A 17,503-nucleotide genomic window follows, 5' to 3' on the forward strand; every position below is an offset into this window, starting at 1 on the left:
ATAGAATGTCTAAAATGCATATAAAAAAACCAGATTTCATAAAGAAATCCGGTTTAATTCTCGTTTCCTGATTGAGTGTCTCTTGACATCTTAGTCAGAATATCTAAAACGAATACAGTTAATGTAATGATCACTGCTAGAATAACACCAATCCAGAAGTTTAATGGACCACCGCCAGCGAGACTGTTAAGTATAAAGTTTACCATCTGAGTAAGTAAGAATGCCCAGAAAAAAGTAATGATGTATCTCATCGTCGAAAAGCCTCCGATAACTCATATTTATAGTATTTATTTTACATGAAAAGTAAAACAAAGTATAGTCGTAAAAAATATTTCTTGAAAACGCTTGCAAAATAGAACGATGTTTTCTAGAATTGGGATAAGGCGTTTATACATAACTGCATAATAATAAATTCTGTACAGAAAGTTGTAAATTTTAAGAAAATTTATATTGTCATTTTGTGACAGAATATATACAATAGCTCATATGAAAGATTAACTTTAATAACAAACGGGATTTTGTTAAACAAAGGGAAAGTTAAGGTGATTATAAGTGGGAGAAAATCTTCTGAGTGTTAAGAATTTAACAACATCCTTTAAGATCGATGGTGAATATTACCCAGCGGTGGACGATGTTTCCCTCGACATTAAACCTAATGAGGTTGTGGCCTTGGTAGGGGAGTCGGGATCAGGCAAAAGTGCGACAGCATTTTCATTAATGAAGTTACACCGTGCTGCAAGAATAGAAGGGGAAGTACTTTTTGAAGGCAAAGATCTAATGAAAGTAAAAGAAACTAAGATGAATAGAATTCGTGGTGGGGAATTGGCGATGATCTTCCAGGATCCAATGACAGCCTTAAACCCACTAATGAAAATAAAGCATCAAATTATGGAAACGCTTAAAATTCATAAAACAAAAGACAGAGATGAACGTGAAGCTTATGCAATAGACTTGTTAGGTCGGGTAGGTATTCCAAGACCTGAAAGAGTGGGAAATGCTTTTCCACATGAATTATCTGGTGGGATGAGACAGCGCGTAGTTATCGCGATTGCCATAGCTAACAGACCAAAATTACTCATTGCTGATGAGCCAACAACTGCTTTAGATGTAACGATTCAAGCTCAGATTCTAGACTTGATTAGAGAACTGCAAGATGATTTGAACTCTGGTGTACTGCTCATTACTCATGACTTAGGTGTTGTTGCTGAGATGGCAGATAGAGTTGCTGTAATGTATGCAGGACAAATTGTAGAAATTGCACCGGTTAAAGAATTGTTTAAAGATCCAAAACATCCATATACTTGTTCGCTTCTTAATTCCTTACCAAATGAGGAACTACAAGGATCGAAACTGCATGTTATCGAAGGTGTTGTGCCACCATTAAATAAGATGGAAAGAGATTCATGTCGATTTGCACCAAGGATTCCATGGATTGATGAAAGTGAACATGAACATAATCCTGAACTAAGAGAAATCAGTCCAGGGCATTTTGTACGCTGTACTTGCTATAAGAACTTTTATTTGAAATCAGATACAGGAAGTAACATTGCAGTTGAAGCTCAACAAATGGCAGAAGCAGATGAGGTGACAGAATGAGTAATTTACTTGAAATTAAAGATCTCAAAGTACATTACCCAATTCGTGGCGGATTCTTTAACACAGTTAAAGACCACGTGAAAGCAGTAGACGGTGTATCACTAAATATTCCAGAAGGGACTACATATGGACTCGTAGGTGAATCCGGTTCAGGTAAGACGACAACTGGTAAAGCAGTAATTGGTCTAAATCACATCACAGAGGGTGAAATTCTCTTTAACGGTAAAACAATCAGTGGAAATGGGAAATCAGTTAAAAATTCTAAAGAGATTCAGATGATTTTTCAGGATCCATACTCATCATTGAATGTTCGTAAAAGGGTATTTGATATTGTTGCAGAACCAATTAAAAATTATCATAAGCGTACGAAAGATGAGTTGATTGCAGAAGTTTTAGGACTGCTTCAAAAAGTAGGTTTACCACCTGGCTCTTTGTACAAGTATCCACATGAGTTTTCCGGTGGGCAAAGACAGAGAATAGGGGTGGCTAGAGCGATTGCATTAAATCCTAAATTGATTATAGCAGACGAGCCAGTTTCAGCACTTGATGTATCAGTTCAAGCCCAAGTTTTAAACTTCATGCAAGACATCCAAGAGGAAATGAACTTGACTATGCTTTTCATCGCCCATGACTTAGGGGTAGTGAGGCATATGTGTCAGCATATCGGGATTATGTATCAAGGGAGATTAGTTGAAGAAGGGACAGCGGAAGAAATCTTCAACAACCCACAACACTTGTATACGAAGCGACTCATCGCTGCGATTCCTGATACAGATGTTGACAAGATTGATGAAAACTTAAATATACGTCAATCAGTTAAAGAACAATACAATGAACATTTCCATGAATATTTAGATGAAGATGGTAGAGCCTTGCCGTTAGTTGATATTACATCGACGCATAAAGCTGCTTTACCTGCAAAGGGGTGACGGGCTGAATGATTAAATTTACAATTCGACGCTTAATTATTTCATTACCGCAAATAATATTATTAAGTATTTTGGTTTTCTTCTTAGGATCATTAATGCCGGGGGATGCATTGAGTGGCCTAATTGATCCAACGGTACCAATTGAACAAATTGAAAGACTTCGTGAACAGATGGGATTAAATAATCCATGGTACATCCAATATAGAGATTGGGTTTTAGCAATGTTACAGGGGGACTTCGGGCAATCATTCTTTAAACAACAGCCTGTTCTAGATGTTATTGGAGATAGAATGATGAATACTATATGGCTCGGACTTTTTTCTTCAGTGCTAATTTACTTGATTGGTATTCCACTTGGTCTAGTGTCTGGTCGTTGGAATGACTCATTACTAGACAGTGCGATTACAGGCTATACTTACTTAGGTTTTGCGACACCGACATTTATTTTCGGTTTAGTGATGCTACTTGTATTTGGCTATACACTTGGTTGGTTCCCAACAGGTGGATCGGTTGGAGTGGGTGTCACACCAGGTACTTTAGAATATGTAATAAGTAAATTCCAACACCTAGTACTACCGAGTTTCTCAATTGCTTTAATCGGTTTAGTCGGAACGGTTCAGTACCTAAGGAGTGGAATTATTGAAACGAAGCAAAAAGACTTCGTAACACTTGCACGTGCTAAAGGTGTTTCCGAAGGTAAAGTATATACGAAACATATCTTTAGAAACTCTATCTTACCAATTGCAGCATTTTTTGGGTACGAAATTACTTCACTATTAGGTGGATCATTATTCATTGAGACCATCTATGGTTATCCAGGTATGGGACGTCTATTCCTAGAGTCAATTTCAATCCGTGACTTCTCAGTCGCGAACGTCTTGATTTTAGTTTTTGGTATGCTATCCATTCTCGGTGCATTACTGTCAGATATTATCTTGAGTATCGTGGATCCACGTATCCGTATTAAGTAAGGAGGGGTGTAAATGTCGAATAATAATAAAGAAAATAAAAATTTAAAAGATGATTCAAAAGCATATGAATTTGATGAAGATATGGATAATAAAGACCACACCCCGACCAAAGCGCGGGACGGCTTTGATTTTGATGATAATCAACATACTAGTGAATCCAGAGAGCTTGATATGAGCGTCAAAGCTGATCTCCCACACGGCGTTATGGGTCACGGTGCATCAGATATGAAGAATCTACCGAAGAGTAAACCCGGTTGGAGAATTCTATTTGAAGAGGTCATCTCCGACAAATTAGCGTTATTCTCACTGATTATACTTGTGATAATTACATCATATGTTTTTGGTTTAACAATGTTCTTGAACCATTCAGAAATTGTAAAAGTTGACCTATTTGCAATCAATCAGCCACCTAACGACACGTTCAGACTAGGTACAGATTATGGTGGTCGTGATATTTTTGGTCAATTGATTATTGGTACTAGAAACTCACTTGCAATTGGGGCTTTAGTTACTATCTTGAGTGTTGGCTTCGGTATTGTCTACGGCGTTGTATCAGGATATTTTGGTGGCCATATCGATAACGCAATGATGCGTGTTGTTGACTTCTTTATGGTATTACCATTCCTTATGATCATCGTTGTTTTCGTTACAATCGTGCCATCATATGATATTTGGACATTCTCACTCATTATGGCAGCGTTCCTATGGACTGGTACTGCTAGACTGATTCGTTCTGTTGCAATGCAAGAAAGAGAATTGGACTATGTAAATGCATCGAGAACATTAGGAAGTTCACATATTAAGATCATCTTTAAACAGGTGATGCCGAACTTAGTAGGTCTTATCATTGTTAACGGCACATTATCTCTTGCAGCAAATATCGGAATCGAGTCAGGCTTATCATTCATTGGCTTCGGTTTCCCTGAAACGACACCATCATTAGGTACTTTAATGGCTTATGCCATTCAAACACAAACTTTACAGAACAGATGGTGGATTTGGGCACCTGCAGCAATATTAATCTTAGTATTAATGTTGTGTGTAAGAAACATTGGTGAAGCACTTAGACGTGCAGGAGATGCCAGACAGCGTAATGCATAAAAATTTATAAAAATAACACAATTTTCTAAAAATTTCATTGTAAGTATGAGTAATTATGCTAATATGAATATTAAGAAAATTACAAAGGCTTTACATTTACTTCGATACATAAGTTCAGGGTCTGAGCTTTGTATATATATCAACAGAATCAAACAAAGGAGGAAGAACAATGACTAAAATTTCTTGGTCAAGGCTTTTATTCCTCATGATGTTAGCGTTAGTATTAGCGCTTGCAGCATGTGGAGGCGGTTCATCTGAAGAAGAAACTGCTGACGAAGAGTCAGGAGACGATGCATCTTCTGAAGGTGAAACAGCTGAAGGGGGAGGCGAAATCTACAACTATGAAGATTTCCCTAAAACCGTATCTAATACAGGAGAACCATCAGGTGAAGGTACTTTAAATGTTGCATTAGCTTCAGATACACCTTTTGAAGGAACCTTAAACTTTAACTTCTATAATGGAAATCCAGATTTTGAAATGATTTCATTATTTGATGAACCATTACTTACAATGGACGCAGATTTCCAATATACAAATGATGGTGCAATGCAATATGAAGTGAATGAAGATGACAATACAGTTACTTTTACTTTAAACGATGGTGTAAAATGGCATGATGGGGAACCTGTAACAATTCAGGATTATGTTTCCTCATATGAAGTAATTGGACACCCAGATTACGATGGTGTTCGTGGATCTACTGATGGATTCACATTAATTGAAGGTTTTGATGAGTATAAAGCTGGTGAGGCAGATGAAATTTCTGGTATTGAAATTGTTGACGAACAAACTGCGGTATTCACATATAAAGAACTCGCTCCATCACTAACTGCTGGTGGTTTCTGGGCATATGCTTTTCCTACACATCACTATGAAGGTGTTGAAGTAGCAGAGATGCCGGAAGCTCCACAAACTCGTGAGAACCCAATCGGTATTGGACCATATAAAGTGGATTCAATCGTATCTGGTGAATCAATCTCAATGTCTAAATTTGAAGATTACTGGCGAGGTGAGCCAGGACTTGAAGCAGTTAATGCTCGTGTAGTAGCGACATCTTCTGTTGCCAGCGCTATGGAATCTGGAGAAATTGATTATGCTATTAATTTCCCGACTGACCAATACCCAGATGTTGCAGAAATGGAAGGGGTAGAATGGTTATCAAATGTTGAGGGATCATACACTTACATCGGATTCAAACTTGGTTCTTGGAATGCTGATGAAGGTAAAGTAGACTACAAGCCAGAGGAAATGAAGATGGGTGACGTAGAATTACGTCGTGCTATGTGGCACGCTATTGATAATGACACAGTTGGAGAACGTTTCTACAACGGCTTACGTTGGAAAGCATCATCTCTAATTACTCCATATCACGCTAACTGGCATGAAGAAATCGAAGTACCTAGTTATGATCCAGAAGAAGCGAACCGCATCTTGGATGAAGCAGGTTACGAAGATACAGACGGTGACGGTTTACGTGAAGATCCAGACGGTGAGCCATTAGAAATCAAATTTGCCTCTATGTCTGGTGGAGACATCGCTGAACCATTAGCAAACTACTACATCCAATCTTGGAGAGAAGTTGGCTTAAACGTTGTCTTAACAAATGGTCGTCTAATCGAGTTTAACTCATTCTACGACATGGTTGAAAACGATGACCCAGAAATTGATATCTACCAAGGTGCTTGGGGTGTAGGTTCTGACGTCGATCCATCAGGTTTATATGGACCAACTGCTCCATTTAACTACACTAGATATGAATCTGAAGAATCAACTGCTTTATTAGAACAAGGTAACTCAGAAGAAGCACTTGATACTGAGCGTAGAAAAGAAATTTACAATGAATGGGCTGAGTTAATGGCTCAAGATATTCCTGTAATTCCAACGCTTTACCGTGCGTTTGTTGTACCTGTAAACGAAAGAGTAATCAATTACTCTGAAGATTACGAGTACAATGAGGACCTACTTTGGTACCGTGTTGGTGTTGAAGAAACTGAATAAGGCTTATCGTGCACTCACACATCATTTGATGTGTGAGTGTTTTTTACGTATAAATAAATTGAATCACTTGTCAAAATATGATAAATTAGTACCTAGTAATATAATGAGATTATAAGGTGTGAATATAATGACAAATGTAGGCATTCTCGGCATTGGTTCATATGCACCAGAAAAGGTTTTTACGAACTTTGATTTCGAAAAAATTCTTGATACTTCTGATGAATGGATTAGAGAAATGACAGGTATTGAAGAAAGACGTTTCGCTGAAGACATGGAAACGAGTGAAATGGCTTTTTATGCTGCGAAAAATGCAATTGAGGACTCCGGTGTGGACAAGGACGAAATCGATTTTGTTATCGTTGCGACGTCTACAGGAGAACATAGATTTCCCTCTGTAGCAAATATCTTACAAGAAAAATTAGAACTTAAAAACATACCATCAGTCGACCAGCTTGCAGCTTGCTCTGGATTTATTTATGGTCTAGCGACAGCTGAAATGTTCGTTAAATCAGGAAGATATAAAAAAATCCTTGTTGTAGGTGTTGATAAGCTGACTAAAATCACTGATTTTACAGATCGTTCAACAGCAGTCCTATTCGGTGATGGTGCTGGTGCTGCAGTTGTGGGTGAAGTAGATGAAGGACTTGGTATTAAATCATTTGAACTAGGTAGTAAAGGTTCTGGTGGGAAATACTTATACGGCGACCGAGAGGGTGGCTACATACGAATGAATGGTCGTGAAGTGTTTAAATTCGCGGTACGACAAATGGGTGAGTCGAGTGTGAATGTAACAGAACAGGCTGGTCTGAATAAGGATGATATTGACATGTTAATCCCTCATCAGGCAAATATTCGCATAATGAATGCCGCTAGAGAACGCATGAACCTTCCTTATGATAAAATGAGTGTAACTGTAGATAAATACGGAAATACTTCAGCGGCATCCATTCCACTTAGTATCGATTACGAAGTGAAGAGAAATCGTATTAAGCCAGGAGACAATATCGTACTTGTTGGCTTTGGCGGTGGATTAACTTGGGGAGCAGTATGTTTAACATGGGGTAAAAAGAAGGAGGACTCTTAATGAGTAAAAGAAGGGTTGTTATCACTGGACTTGGTGCAGTAACACCGATAGGGAATACAGCTAAAGAAACTTGGACTAATGCTTTAGCTGGTAAAAATGGTATAGCAGAAATAACGAATATTGATACTGAACAATTCAATGTCAATATTGCTGGTGAAGTAAAGAACCTAAATATAGAAGATTTTATCGATAAAAAAGAAGCACGTCGTATGGATAAGTTTACTCAATTTGCAATTATTGCAGCAGATGAAGCTGTGACAGATTCCGGTTTAGTTATCAATGACGACAATAGTGAACGTGTCGGTGTTTGGATTGGTTCAGGTATTGGGGGGATACAGTCACTTGAAGATGGCTTTATTGCCTTAACAACAAAAGGACCAAGACGCGTAAGCCCGTTCTTCGTACCGATGATGATCCCGGATATGGCAAGTGGACAAGTATCAATTCGTCTAGGTGCAAAAGGGCCTAATGGTGCAACTGTTACGGCATGTGCGACAGGTACAAACTCAATCGGCGACGCATTTAAGTTTATAGAACGTGGTCAAGCTGATGTGATGATTACAGGTGGTTCCGAAGCGCCTATTACAAATATGGGTGTCGCAGGGTTCCAAGCGAACCGCGCTTTATCGTCTTCAAATGATCCTAATTACGCGTCACGTCCATTTTCTAAAGATAGAGATGGCTTTGTAATGGCTGAAGGTTCAGGTGTCATTGTGATTGAAGAATTAGAACATGCAATTGCACGTGGTGCAACAATCTACGCTGAGATTGTTGGTTACGGATCTACAGGAGATGCTCACCATATCACAGCACCAGCACCAAATGGAGAAGGTGGTGCGAGAGCCATGAAGGAAGCACTTAAAGATGCAGGTATTGAACCAAATGAAGTTCAATACATTAATGCACACGGTACAAGTACACCTTATAATGATGAATTTGAAACATTAGCGATCCGTACAGTATTTGAAGAACATGCGGATAATTTACTAATCAGCTCAACTAAGTCAATGACAGGACATATGCTTGGTGGTGCAGGTGGCATGGAAGCTATCATTACGGCGATGAGCCTTAAAGAAGGTAAAGTTCACCCGACAATTAATCTAACGAATCCAGCACCTGAATGTGACTTAAACTATGTTCCAAACACTGCCGTAGAAGCGGACCTTAAGTACGCAGTGTCAAACAGCCTAGGGTTTGGTGGACACAACGCTTCCTTAGTATTCAAAAAGTATGAGGCATAATATTATGGACTGAATCCCTTTTAAGGGGTTCAGTCTTTTTTTGTATCGTAGGTTAATGAGCCCAGCTTCGAACAGAAAACGAAGCACACCTTCCATCATCAATCACAAAAAAAGGCTGGATTAAATATCCAGCCCGCTTCATAAATCCTATTATCTTCTTTTTCTTCCTAAGCCCATGGCACGTTCCATTTTTTCGATCATCTTATCCGCTTTAAAGGCAGCTTTGTCACGGCCTGCATCTAAAATGTTATCTAGTTCTTCACTATTTAAATAGTAGTTATATTTTTCTTGGAAGCCTGTTAAGAATTCCTGGACAACTTCACCTAAGTCTTTTTTGAATTCACCATAGCTTGACCCTTCATATTGAGATTCTAGTGCTTCAATACTGCGGTCAGTTAATGAACTATAAATTGTAAGTAAGTTTGAAATACCGGGCTTGTTTTCTTTATCGTACTTAATTTCACTGCCTGAATCTGTTACTGCAGAACGAATCTTCTTAGCCGCTTGAGCAGGGTCATCTAATAAGGTAATGAATGATTTTTGATTATCATCACTCTTACTCATCTTCTTAGTTGGTTCATTTAGGCTCATAATTCTACCGCCGACCTTAGGTAATTTAATGTCGGGTAGGGTAAAGATATCATTGAATTTTGAATTGAAGCGCTCTGCAACGTTTCTTGTATATTCAATGTGCTGTGTTTGGTCTTCACCAACTGGGACGACATCTGCTTTATATAGTAAAATGTCACCAGCCATTAAAGGCGGATATGTGAGTAGACCGACTGATATACCATCACGCTGATTCTGTTTACGTGCCTTATCTTTAAACTGAGTCATTCGTTCTAACTCACCAATATATGATACACATTGTAGCATCCATGCAGCCTTAGCATGGGCTGAGACTTCACTTTGAATGAATAGTGTAATTTTTTCCGGGTCTAATCCACTTGCTAAGTAAATTGCCGCAAGTTTTCTTGAGTTCTCACGAAGTTTTAAGCGATCTTGTGGAACAGTAATAGCATGTTGATCAACAATACAGAAGTAAGAATCATATTGATCTTGTAATTCTACGAATTGTTTATAAGCTCCGATATAGTTACCGATTGTCGGAATTCCACTCGGTTGAACGCCTGAGAATAATGTTTTCATGTCTTCACCTTCATTATTTAGTTAATAATATAATAGTAATACTCTTTTACATCTCTTGCAATTAGTCCACACGATAAAAGTCAATCAAATTACCTATATACTTTGACCATTATTGATGTTACAATAAGTAAGTAAGAGGTAAGCTTAATAAATTAATATTGGTAGGGTTTACAAAAATTAATAAATAATTTTTTAGATTATTACAATATTCTCATTTTATTTTAATGTTCGACCTCTATACTAAGAATTGTCAACAAGAGACGGCAGTACAAGATACATACTTCACTTCACTTAAGTTTAGTATCGACTGTTTATGGGTATAGACTCTTGTTAAAATATAAAATTGGAGTGTGAGTTACATGGTAGTATTATTTACTTCTCCAAGTTGTACGTCATGTCGTAAGGCAAAAGCATGGCTCCAGGAAAATGATATTCCTTATACTGAGCGCAATGTATTTTCTGAGCCTTTAACTTTAGACGAAGTTAAATCTATTTTAAGAATGACTGAGTATGGGACTGAAGAAATTATCTCAACTCGCTCTAAAACTTTCCAAAAATTGAATGTAGATATCGATAGCCTCCCAATGAAAGAACTCTATACTTTGATTATGGAAAACCCTGGATTGCTTAGACGTCCAATTATTATGGATGAGAAACGTCTGCAAGTAGGCTACAATGAAGATGAAATTAGAAGATTTTTACCAAGAAGCATTAGAACGCTTCACTTAATTGAAGCGAAACGCTTAGCAGAACTTTAAGAATAATAGATAAGTAATACAATAATTTGATATATGTACAAAGTCCGATTGACCTGTAGATGATTTGCCATCTACAGGTTTTTTCACTTATAATAGAAAGACAAATCTAAAGTTTGGTAATATGAATGGAACCCTAGTATAATAAGCAGAAATGATGGTAAGGGAGTGAGCAAAATGAGGATTGAAAGAGTGAACGACTCGACCATTAAGTTCTTTCTAACGTATACAGACATTGAGAGTCGAGGTTTTAACAAGGAAGATCTTTGGATGAACCGCCAACGTGGAGAGGAATTCTTTTGGACAATTATGGACGAAGTAAACAGTGAACAGACTGAAGATTTTTCCATGGATGGACCATTATGGATTCAAGTACATGCTTTTGACAAAGGAATAGAAGTCGTTGTATCTAAATCTCAACAAGAGCAAGATTCATACGGTATGGAGTCTTATTCAATGAATTTTGAAAATCGTGATCTCGAATCTTATATTGACAAATCCACCCAGGATAGACCGCCTCAAGTACAACCAAATAGAGAATTAGATGTACCAGTCATTTCAGAGCCATTAACTGTACGTTTTAGAGACTTTGAAGACTTGATTAAATACACGCATGAAACTGAACATGATGAAACAACATATGAAGATCTACTCTATGTGTTGGACGGTAGATATTATTACCAAATGTACTTCGACTACAGAACGCATTTTGATCACATGGAAGGTATTGAGACAAAGCTGCTAGAATATAGCGAGCCTACACAAATTGCAAGTGCATATCTGGAAGAATACGGTAAAATTATAATGAGTAATAATGTTAGAGCTCAAGTTAGACGTTATTTTCAAGAAAAATAATTAACTTGTCTGAAAAAAAGATTTCCCCTCCTTATTTCCTATATATAGGATAAGGAGGTTTTTTTATGTTTTTAGCTCAAGATGAATATGGTAGTCAAGTGTTTGCCCACCAAGCTGTTAAAAATGAATCTTATTTTTGTCCTGTCTGTGAAGCACCGGTAAGGCTGAAGGCGGGTAAAGTCAAAGTTGCACATTTTTCTCACCAACATATTTTACAATGTACACGGTATCTCTATAAAAAAGAATCATTAATGCATTTGAAATTAAAACATGATATTTATACTGAATTAAACAAAATATATGCGACTGCAATGGAATATTACCTAAAAGAAATTGAACAGATTCCAGATGTCCTTGTCAATTATCAACTCGCCATTGAAATACAGTTATCTCGAATTAGTGCGGATTTGGTTACTATAAGGACAAAGGGTTATAACAAATTAGGTATGAAGGTCATCTGGCTGATCAACGACGCTGAAGTGAAGAAAGACGAGTGTTTATTAAGTCTTAATCACTTTCAATATGCGACGACAACTGACCATAAGTTGTTTACGATTAATACTGAGTCTTTATCAGTCAATATATATCACATAGGACATCATGTTGGTAATAACCGGTTCATTTATAGAAGCGAAAAAATACAGGTTAAAGACCTTTATGGATATAGTCAAAGAGTAGACTGGCCGAATGACTATAAGCTAAGTCAAAGCATGGTAAAAAAAATCCTATACCATGAAAAGTCAGCTAAATCTGTGTTAAATCCAACTCTGACTTATCTATATCAATTGGATATCCATCATCAACACATTCCAAAACGGTTTATTATGACGTGTCTGGATGAGCGAGATATCTTGAATTCACCGCTTGAATGGAAGCTATATATTCACTACCACTTAAATAGGGGAACTTTTAATCTTCAAATCTTTATGGATTTTATTAGGTTGAGAACCAATGGGAATATTCTCGAAAAGCATATAATCGTTAAAAATCTAGTTCGATACTACTTAAAAGTTTTTCGGGATTCGGAAGATATTGCTTGAACAAAATTATGATTATTGAGAAAATTGGAGTATTAATCTATGGAGGTTTTAACAATGGGGAAATTAATCACAAGAGAAGAACAACAACTAGAAAACACATGGGATTTAACAACAATCTTCCAATCTGATGAAGAGTTTGACAAGGCTTATCAAGATTTAGAGAATAAGCTAGATCTAGCAGATAAATTTAAAAATGGATTTTCTTCAGCTGATGAGCTAGCGGATGCTTTAGAAACTGAAAGGGAATTAGATGTAGAGCTCGGTAAAGTATTTGTATACGCGCACTTAAAACATGATCAAGATACTTCCAACGATACTTATAGTGCGCTAGAAAGTCGTGCACGTTCTTTAGCTGTTAAATATTCAGCAGCGTGGAGCTTCTTAGTACCAGCCATTATGGAAATACCTGAAGAAACCCTAAAAGAATATGCTCAATCTGAGCGATTAAATGAATTCAAATTTGACTTAGAAAAGTTAAATAAACAACGCCCTTATGTTTTAAGCGACAAAGAAGAACAGCTACTGGCACAAGCTGGTGAAGTAATGCATACGCCAACCCAAGTATACGGTATGTTTAACAATGCTGATATTACTTTTGAGCCTGCTGTAGACAAAGATGGTAACGAACATGAATTAAGCCAAGGTAATTTTATAGAATTACTCAAGTCATCTGACCGTATTTTAAGAGAATCAGCTTATAAGAGCTTATATACAGCCTACGATGCTTTCAAAAATACTTTGAGTCAAACGCTAGCTGGAGTAGTAAATACACACGTCTTTAGCTCGTCAATTAGAGGCTATGAATCAAGTCGTCACCAAGCTCTAGCAAATAATCATATCCCAGAATCAGTATATGATAACTTAGTCGAGACAGTGAATAATAATTTACATCTTTTACATCGTTATACAGAGATTCGTAAAAAATTCTTAGGTCTAGACCAACTTAAAATGTATGATTTATATGTACCATTAGTCGACGATGTTGATTTTGATATGACTTATGAAAATGCAAAAGAGTGGTTAGTCAATGCCCTACACCCACTAGGTGAAGAGTATGTAGACATTATTAAAGAAGGTTTGAACAACCGTTGGGTCGACGTTTATCAGAATAAAGGTAAACGTACAGGCGCATACTCATCAGGTACTTTTGGAACAAATCCATACATCCTAATGAACTGGCAAGATAATGTGAATAATCTATTTACTTTAGCACATGAATTTGGGCATTCAGTACACAGTTACTATTCAAGAAAAAATCAACCTGCCAACATGAGTGGTTATTCAATCTTTGTAGCAGAAGTCGCAAGTACATTTAATGAAGCACTTTTAGCTGACTTTATGTTTAAAAATTTAACTGATGATAAACAAAAGCTTTACTTATTGAATGAGCAGTTAGAAGGGTTTAGAGGGACAGTGTTCCGTCAGACAATGTTTGCAGAATTTGAACACAAGATCCATACATTAAAAGAGTCAGGTGAGCCATTAACAGCAGGTAAGTTAAACGAAGTGTATGGTGATCTCAACAAGAAATACTTCGGTGAAGCTGTAGATTATGATGATTACATTTCAGTAGAGTGGGCGAGAATTCCTCACTTCTATATGAATTATTATGTGTATCAGTATTCAACTGGTTATTCAGCAGCAGCAAGTTTATCTAAACAAGTACTAGAAGGTGATCAAGAAACAGCTGAACGTTACATTAACGAATTCCTGAAAAAAGGGTCATCAAATTATCCAATTGAGATTCTAAAAAATGCAGGAGTCGATATGACGACAGCAGAACCAATTGAAAATGCCCTAGCTGTTTTTGAAGCACAACTTGATCAATTTGAAGAATTACTAGATAAATTAAAACAATAACTATGTGAATTCGTTTACATTATGACAAAAGTGTGAAAAACTGTTCAAAATGTTGTGCGAGCCCAATAACCGTGTTATATTAAACACATGAAAATTTTATCACTGAAAAACATACCCCTTTGTTAACAGTATAAAATTTCTCCCATCCCCTTTGTTTGAGCAGTACATTATAGAAGATGTACTGCTTTTTTGTGTCTAATTTTAAGACGGCCTTGATATGTGGGAGAGGGATATTGAATCGAAGGGTAGCAATTCAAAAAAGACTATAAAATCTTCCATACATACAAAACATACAAAAAATCCCGCCTACCAAGCTCTACTGAGAGCAAAGTAAGCGGGATTTAAATTTAATATTGAATTAAGACTTTGTTTTAATGGATTTAACTGGTGATTTAATCTGGTAATAAGATTGACTGTCTACATTTATTTCTTCGATGAGTCGCTGCAATCTTAATTTTTTCAATTCATTGAGTAACAAACCTGCTCGCCATTCAAAAATTGTTTTTAGTTCTTCAAAACTAACAAGTTCATGCGCACGAATATAATCAATAATACTTGGCAATTGTTTCTTCTCAATCTCAACATCTATCAGTTCATTAATAATATATGTGTAAATATGGTAAGGGTAGGCGCCTTCAATTTTTACACCCTCTGTGTGCTCATCTCCTGAAAAGAATACCATTGAAGGCAAGGATTCGATATCCATTTCTCTGAATACTGCTAAATCATATTTCAACATCGCATCTAGTGTGGGTGAATGCAAATCTTCATGAAAAGTAGATAAATCTATACCGGATAGACGTGCACAATCATCTATCATTTCTTTGCTGCAAATTGTGTTTGATGGATTGATTCGATTAAAGATATAACGTATAAACGCACGCGCTTTAGAGCGTCCTTGGATTTCTGCAGCTTTATAGGCGAGCGCTACATTATCCTCACTAGAAGTCGACTGTGCCTGGCATTTAGTCAACACAGACAGAGACGGGGCGAGAATTTTTTTAATTGTTACGTGACCACGATATTCTATAAGTAATTTGTTAACTATCGGCTCCATCGCAATACATTCATTTGAGAACGGATCGAAAAAGTAAAATATTTCGACCGAGTGATTCGACTGCTCAAATAAGAAGAGCTCATCACTATTATTTTTGCTCACGCTTTTTCACCTCTATATTATATGCACTCAATCAGTCTTCACTATTTACCATGTGGTTTGCTGTTAGTGAATAACGGGCCATTAAATACTCACGTATTTCTTCATCTATACCGACATCTTTAATTGCTTGATTCATATTCTCTAACCAAGCTTCTCTCGCTTTCGGTGTGATTTTAAATGGCATGTGGCGGGCTCTCATCATCGGATGTCCATATGTTTCATTGTAGAGATTGGGTCCCCCTAAAAATTGAGTTTGAAAGAGCTTTTGTTTATATGCTGTTTCTGATAAGTCATCCGGGAAGAGATGATTGATGCGGTCATCTTTACTAACGTAATTATAAAAGACATCAATCATCTCATATAATTTCTCCTGACCGATAATATTATAGACTAAAGGCATTAAATTCCCTCTTTCTGACGTTTTAGTACCTCATAAAAACGTGCACTCTTCACAGATTCTTCTCGTCGTACAATACCATATTTGTTAAGGATATGTGTAATATCTGCTTGGCCACTCGCTGTATCAGGTGCTTCAAATTCCAGCTCATAGTCCGTTTGGCCGAGGTAGTCTGCCTTATCCAAGACGAGTAGGCCACTACGATATGGTTTTTCTAGGCGCTCCGTTCTTAAATTACCTTGAATTCTAAGGCCTTCTAAGCTGATGTTTAAAGCTTCTAGTTTATCTTTTATGTTGGCCGGAATGTCATCTTGATTAAGCGGTGAATCATCTAATAAATTAAAGTTGACGTGCCCAGAATATTCTAAGACAGTATGTGCACTTTCTGGCACTTTTAAAGTCATGACCTGATTATGGTCTTGTGTTCTGATTCTCAGCATTAAATGGCTGTTGATGAGTGTTAATTTATCATTATCTATATAGTAATTATCTAGTATAAGTGGAGTTTCATCGTTAAAATGTGATGCTCTAATTTTATTATATTCTTCTTCTAGAAGTATATTCTTAAACTCTATTTCTTTCTCAAACAAAGTAATCACTCCTTAATCAGTATTATGCTCAATTATATTTAAGGTGTAAAGCAAACAGATTACATATAGAAGAATTCGTTTGATATGGTAAAATTAATACCGTTAGAGTAGAAAAGTATGAATGAACGGGTGTAAGGAGGAAGGTATGAATGGAAGAATGGAGTATTTTTTTAGCGCCCTATAGGCAGGCTGTTGAAGAACTAAAGATTAAGTTAAAAGGAATCAGGAAAGACTATCAGATTACCAGTCAATCTTCACCTGTTGAATTTGTCACTTCACGTGTTAAACCGGTGCAAAGTATTATCGAAAAAGCCAGTACAAGAAACATACCCTATGATAATTTAAGGGCTCAGATGTACGATATCGCAGGTATAAGAATCATGTGTCAGTTTGTAGATGATATTAACGTGATTACCGAACATATTCGCTCGAGAAACGATATGCGCGTTATTGAGGAAAGAGATTATATCGAAAACACTAAGGAAAGCGGTTATCGTTCTTACCATATAATAATTGAATACCCAGTCGAAAGTGTGAATGGACGTATTAAAATATTAGCTGAAATTCAAATTCGTACATTAGCGATGAACTTTTGGGCAACCATAGAACATACATTGAATTACAAATATTCTGGGGAGTATCCTCCTGAAATTAAAAATAGATTGCAGAATGCTGCAGAAGCGGCATACTTACTGGATAAAGAAATGTCTGAAATCAGAGAAGAAGTTCAAGAAGCACAGAAATATTTTTCTAAAAAGCGGAATATCTAATGAAATC

The 17,503-nt window shown here is 36.8% G+C and carries 17 protein-coding genes; 12 read left to right on the forward strand and 5 right to left on the reverse strand.

What is annotated here, in order from left to right; genetic code table 11:
* Positions 1 to 53: 53 nt before the first annotated feature.
* Positions 54 to 251: a YjzD family protein gene (locus H624_RS0109660; protein WP_026867403.1), complete on the reverse strand. Its 198-nt coding sequence runs from the start codon at positions 249 to 251 to the stop codon at positions 54 to 56.
* A gap of 301 nt (positions 252 to 552) precedes the next feature.
* On the opposite strand from H624_RS0109660, the gene H624_RS0109665 reads away from it, so the two are divergent.
* The 7 genes from H624_RS0109665 (at position 553) to fabF (ending at position 8,921) form a co-directional block, all read left to right on the forward strand.
* Positions 553 to 1,596, forward strand: a complete 1,044-nt coding sequence (locus H624_RS0109665; protein ID WP_026867404.1) for an ABC transporter ATP-binding protein — start codon at positions 553 to 555, stop codon at positions 1,594 to 1,596.
* Entirely contained in the window at positions 1,593 to 2,525 is a 933-nt protein-coding gene (locus H624_RS0109670) for an ATP-binding cassette domain-containing protein (RefSeq protein ID WP_026867405.1), read from the forward strand. The genes H624_RS0109665 and H624_RS0109670 overlap by 4 nt, the downstream gene beginning before the upstream one ends.
* Before the next feature lie 8 nt (positions 2,526 to 2,533).
* On the forward strand, positions 2,534 to 3,496 hold the full coding sequence (locus H624_RS0109675) for an ABC transporter permease (protein ID WP_026867406.1): 963 nt from the start codon (positions 2,534 to 2,536) through the stop codon (positions 3,494 to 3,496).
* A gap of 225 nt (positions 3,497 to 3,721) precedes the next feature.
* The gene (locus tag H624_RS0109680) at positions 3,722 to 4,597 is read left to right on the forward strand and encodes an ABC transporter permease (RefSeq protein WP_370545417.1); all 876 of its coding nucleotides are present in this window, start codon (positions 3,722 to 3,724) and stop codon (positions 4,595 to 4,597) included.
* 169 nt (positions 4,598 to 4,766) lie between these two features.
* A complete protein-coding gene (locus H624_RS0109685; RefSeq protein WP_026867408.1) occupies positions 4,767 to 6,596 on the forward strand; it encodes an oligopeptide ABC transporter substrate-binding protein in 1,830 nt (609 codons plus the stop codon).
* 127 nt (positions 6,597 to 6,723) lie between these two features.
* Entirely contained in the window at positions 6,724 to 7,680 is a 957-nt protein-coding gene (locus H624_RS0109690) for a beta-ketoacyl-ACP synthase III (RefSeq protein ID WP_026867409.1), read from the forward strand.
* A complete protein-coding gene (gene fabF / locus H624_RS0109695) occupies positions 7,680 to 8,921 on the forward strand; it encodes a beta-ketoacyl-ACP synthase II (RefSeq protein ID WP_026867410.1) in 1,242 nt (413 codons plus the stop codon). The genes H624_RS0109690 and fabF overlap by 1 nt, the downstream gene beginning before the upstream one ends.
* Before the next feature lie 150 nt (positions 8,922 to 9,071).
* Here fabF and trpS read toward each other — a convergent pair whose 3' ends face one another.
* Positions 9,072 to 10,070 carry a tryptophan--tRNA ligase gene (gene trpS, locus H624_RS0109700; protein ID WP_026867411.1) on the reverse strand — a complete coding sequence of 333 codons (999 nt, stop codon included), beginning with the start codon at positions 10,068 to 10,070 and terminating at the stop codon, positions 9,072 to 9,074.
* Positions 10,071 to 10,429: 359 nt separating this feature from the next.
* Here trpS and spxA point away from each other — a divergent pair, with 359 nt between their 5' ends.
* The 4 genes from spxA (at position 10,430) to pepF (ending at position 14,580) form a co-directional block, all read left to right on the forward strand.
* The gene (gene spxA / locus H624_RS0109705) at positions 10,430 to 10,828 is read left to right on the forward strand and encodes a transcriptional regulator SpxA (protein ID WP_026867412.1); all 399 of its coding nucleotides are present in this window, start codon (positions 10,430 to 10,432) and stop codon (positions 10,826 to 10,828) included.
* Positions 10,829 to 11,002: 174 nt separating this feature from the next.
* Positions 11,003 to 11,680 carry an adaptor protein MecA gene (mecA, locus tag H624_RS0109710; protein ID WP_026867413.1) on the forward strand — a complete coding sequence of 226 codons (678 nt, stop codon included), beginning with the start codon at positions 11,003 to 11,005 and terminating at the stop codon, positions 11,678 to 11,680.
* 65 nt (positions 11,681 to 11,745) lie between these two features.
* A complete protein-coding gene (locus tag H624_RS0109715; protein ID WP_026867414.1) occupies positions 11,746 to 12,720 on the forward strand; it encodes a competence protein CoiA in 975 nt (324 codons plus the stop codon).
* 54 nt (positions 12,721 to 12,774) lie between these two features.
* Complete coding sequence (gene pepF, locus H624_RS0109720; RefSeq protein ID WP_026867415.1) at positions 12,775 to 14,580, forward strand: oligoendopeptidase F; 1,806 nt, start codon at positions 12,775 to 12,777, stop codon at positions 14,578 to 14,580.
* Positions 14,581 to 14,938: 358 nt separating this feature from the next.
* Here the strand turns inward: pepF and H624_RS0109725 are convergent, their stop codons facing one another.
* Genes H624_RS0109725 through H624_RS0109735 form a run of 3 tightly spaced genes read right to left on the reverse strand, consistent with a single transcriptional unit; the run spans position 14,939 to position 16,726 of the window.
* Complete coding sequence (locus H624_RS0109725; RefSeq protein ID WP_026867416.1) at positions 14,939 to 15,739, reverse strand: DsbA family protein; 801 nt, start codon at positions 15,737 to 15,739, stop codon at positions 14,939 to 14,941.
* Between the two features lie 31 nt (positions 15,740 to 15,770).
* Positions 15,771 to 16,139, reverse strand: a complete 369-nt coding sequence (locus H624_RS0109730; RefSeq protein ID WP_026867417.1) for a globin domain-containing protein — start codon at positions 16,137 to 16,139, stop codon at positions 15,771 to 15,773.
* Positions 16,139 to 16,726: a CYTH domain-containing protein gene (locus H624_RS0109735; protein ID WP_026867418.1), complete on the reverse strand. Its 588-nt coding sequence runs from the start codon at positions 16,724 to 16,726 to the stop codon at positions 16,139 to 16,141. Before H624_RS0109735 ends, H624_RS0109730 begins: the two co-directional genes overlap by 1 nt.
* A gap of 149 nt (positions 16,727 to 16,875) precedes the next feature.
* Here H624_RS0109735 and yjbM point away from each other — a divergent pair, with 149 nt between their 5' ends.
* Positions 16,876 to 17,496 carry a GTP diphosphokinase gene (gene yjbM, locus H624_RS0109740; RefSeq protein WP_026867419.1) on the forward strand — a complete coding sequence of 207 codons (621 nt, stop codon included), beginning with the start codon at positions 16,876 to 16,878 and terminating at the stop codon, positions 17,494 to 17,496.
* Positions 17,497 to 17,503 lie beyond the last annotated feature (7 nt).

The organism is Jeotgalicoccus marinus DSM 19772 (assembly GCF_000425825.1).
Lineage (GTDB): Bacteria > Bacillota > Bacilli > Staphylococcales > Salinicoccaceae > Jeotgalicoccus > Jeotgalicoccus marinus.

Bases quoted from the DNA above. Each gene is read 5' to 3' on its own strand.
- spxA (WP_026867412.1), top strand. From the start codon at position 10,430: ATGGTAGTATTATTTACTTCTCCAAGTTGTACGTCATGTCGTAAGGCA.
- H624_RS0109660 (WP_026867403.1), bottom strand. From the start codon at position 251: ATGAGATACATCATTACTTTTTTCTGGGCATTCTTACTTACTCAGATG.
- fabF (WP_026867410.1), top strand. From the start codon at position 7,680: ATGAGTAAAAGAAGGGTTGTTATCACTGGACTTGGTGCAGTAACACCG.
- H624_RS0109675 (WP_026867406.1), top strand. From the start codon at position 2,534: ATGATTAAATTTACAATTCGACGCTTAATTATTTCATTACCGCAAATA.
- mecA (WP_026867413.1), top strand. From the start codon at position 11,003: ATGAGGATTGAAAGAGTGAACGACTCGACCATTAAGTTCTTTCTAACG.
- H624_RS0109730 (WP_026867417.1), bottom strand. From the start codon at position 16,139: ATGCCTTTAGTCTATAATATTATCGGTCAGGAGAAATTATATGAGATG.
- H624_RS0109670 (WP_026867405.1), top strand. From the start codon at position 1,593: ATGAGTAATTTACTTGAAATTAAAGATCTCAAAGTACATTACCCAATT.
- trpS (WP_026867411.1), bottom strand. From the start codon at position 10,070: ATGAAAACATTATTCTCAGGCGTTCAACCGAGTGGAATTCCGACAATC.
- pepF (WP_026867415.1), top strand. From the start codon at position 12,775: ATGGGGAAATTAATCACAAGAGAAGAACAACAACTAGAAAACACATGG.
- H624_RS0109680 (WP_370545417.1), top strand. From the start codon at position 3,722: ATGAAGAATCTACCGAAGAGTAAACCCGGTTGGAGAATTCTATTTGAA.
- yjbM (WP_026867419.1), top strand. From the start codon at position 16,876: ATGGAAGAATGGAGTATTTTTTTAGCGCCCTATAGGCAGGCTGTTGAA.
- H624_RS0109685 (WP_026867408.1), top strand. From the start codon at position 4,767: ATGACTAAAATTTCTTGGTCAAGGCTTTTATTCCTCATGATGTTAGCG.
- H624_RS0109690 (WP_026867409.1), top strand. From the start codon at position 6,724: ATGACAAATGTAGGCATTCTCGGCATTGGTTCATATGCACCAGAAAAG.
- H624_RS0109715 (WP_026867414.1), top strand. From the start codon at position 11,746: ATGTTTTTAGCTCAAGATGAATATGGTAGTCAAGTGTTTGCCCACCAA.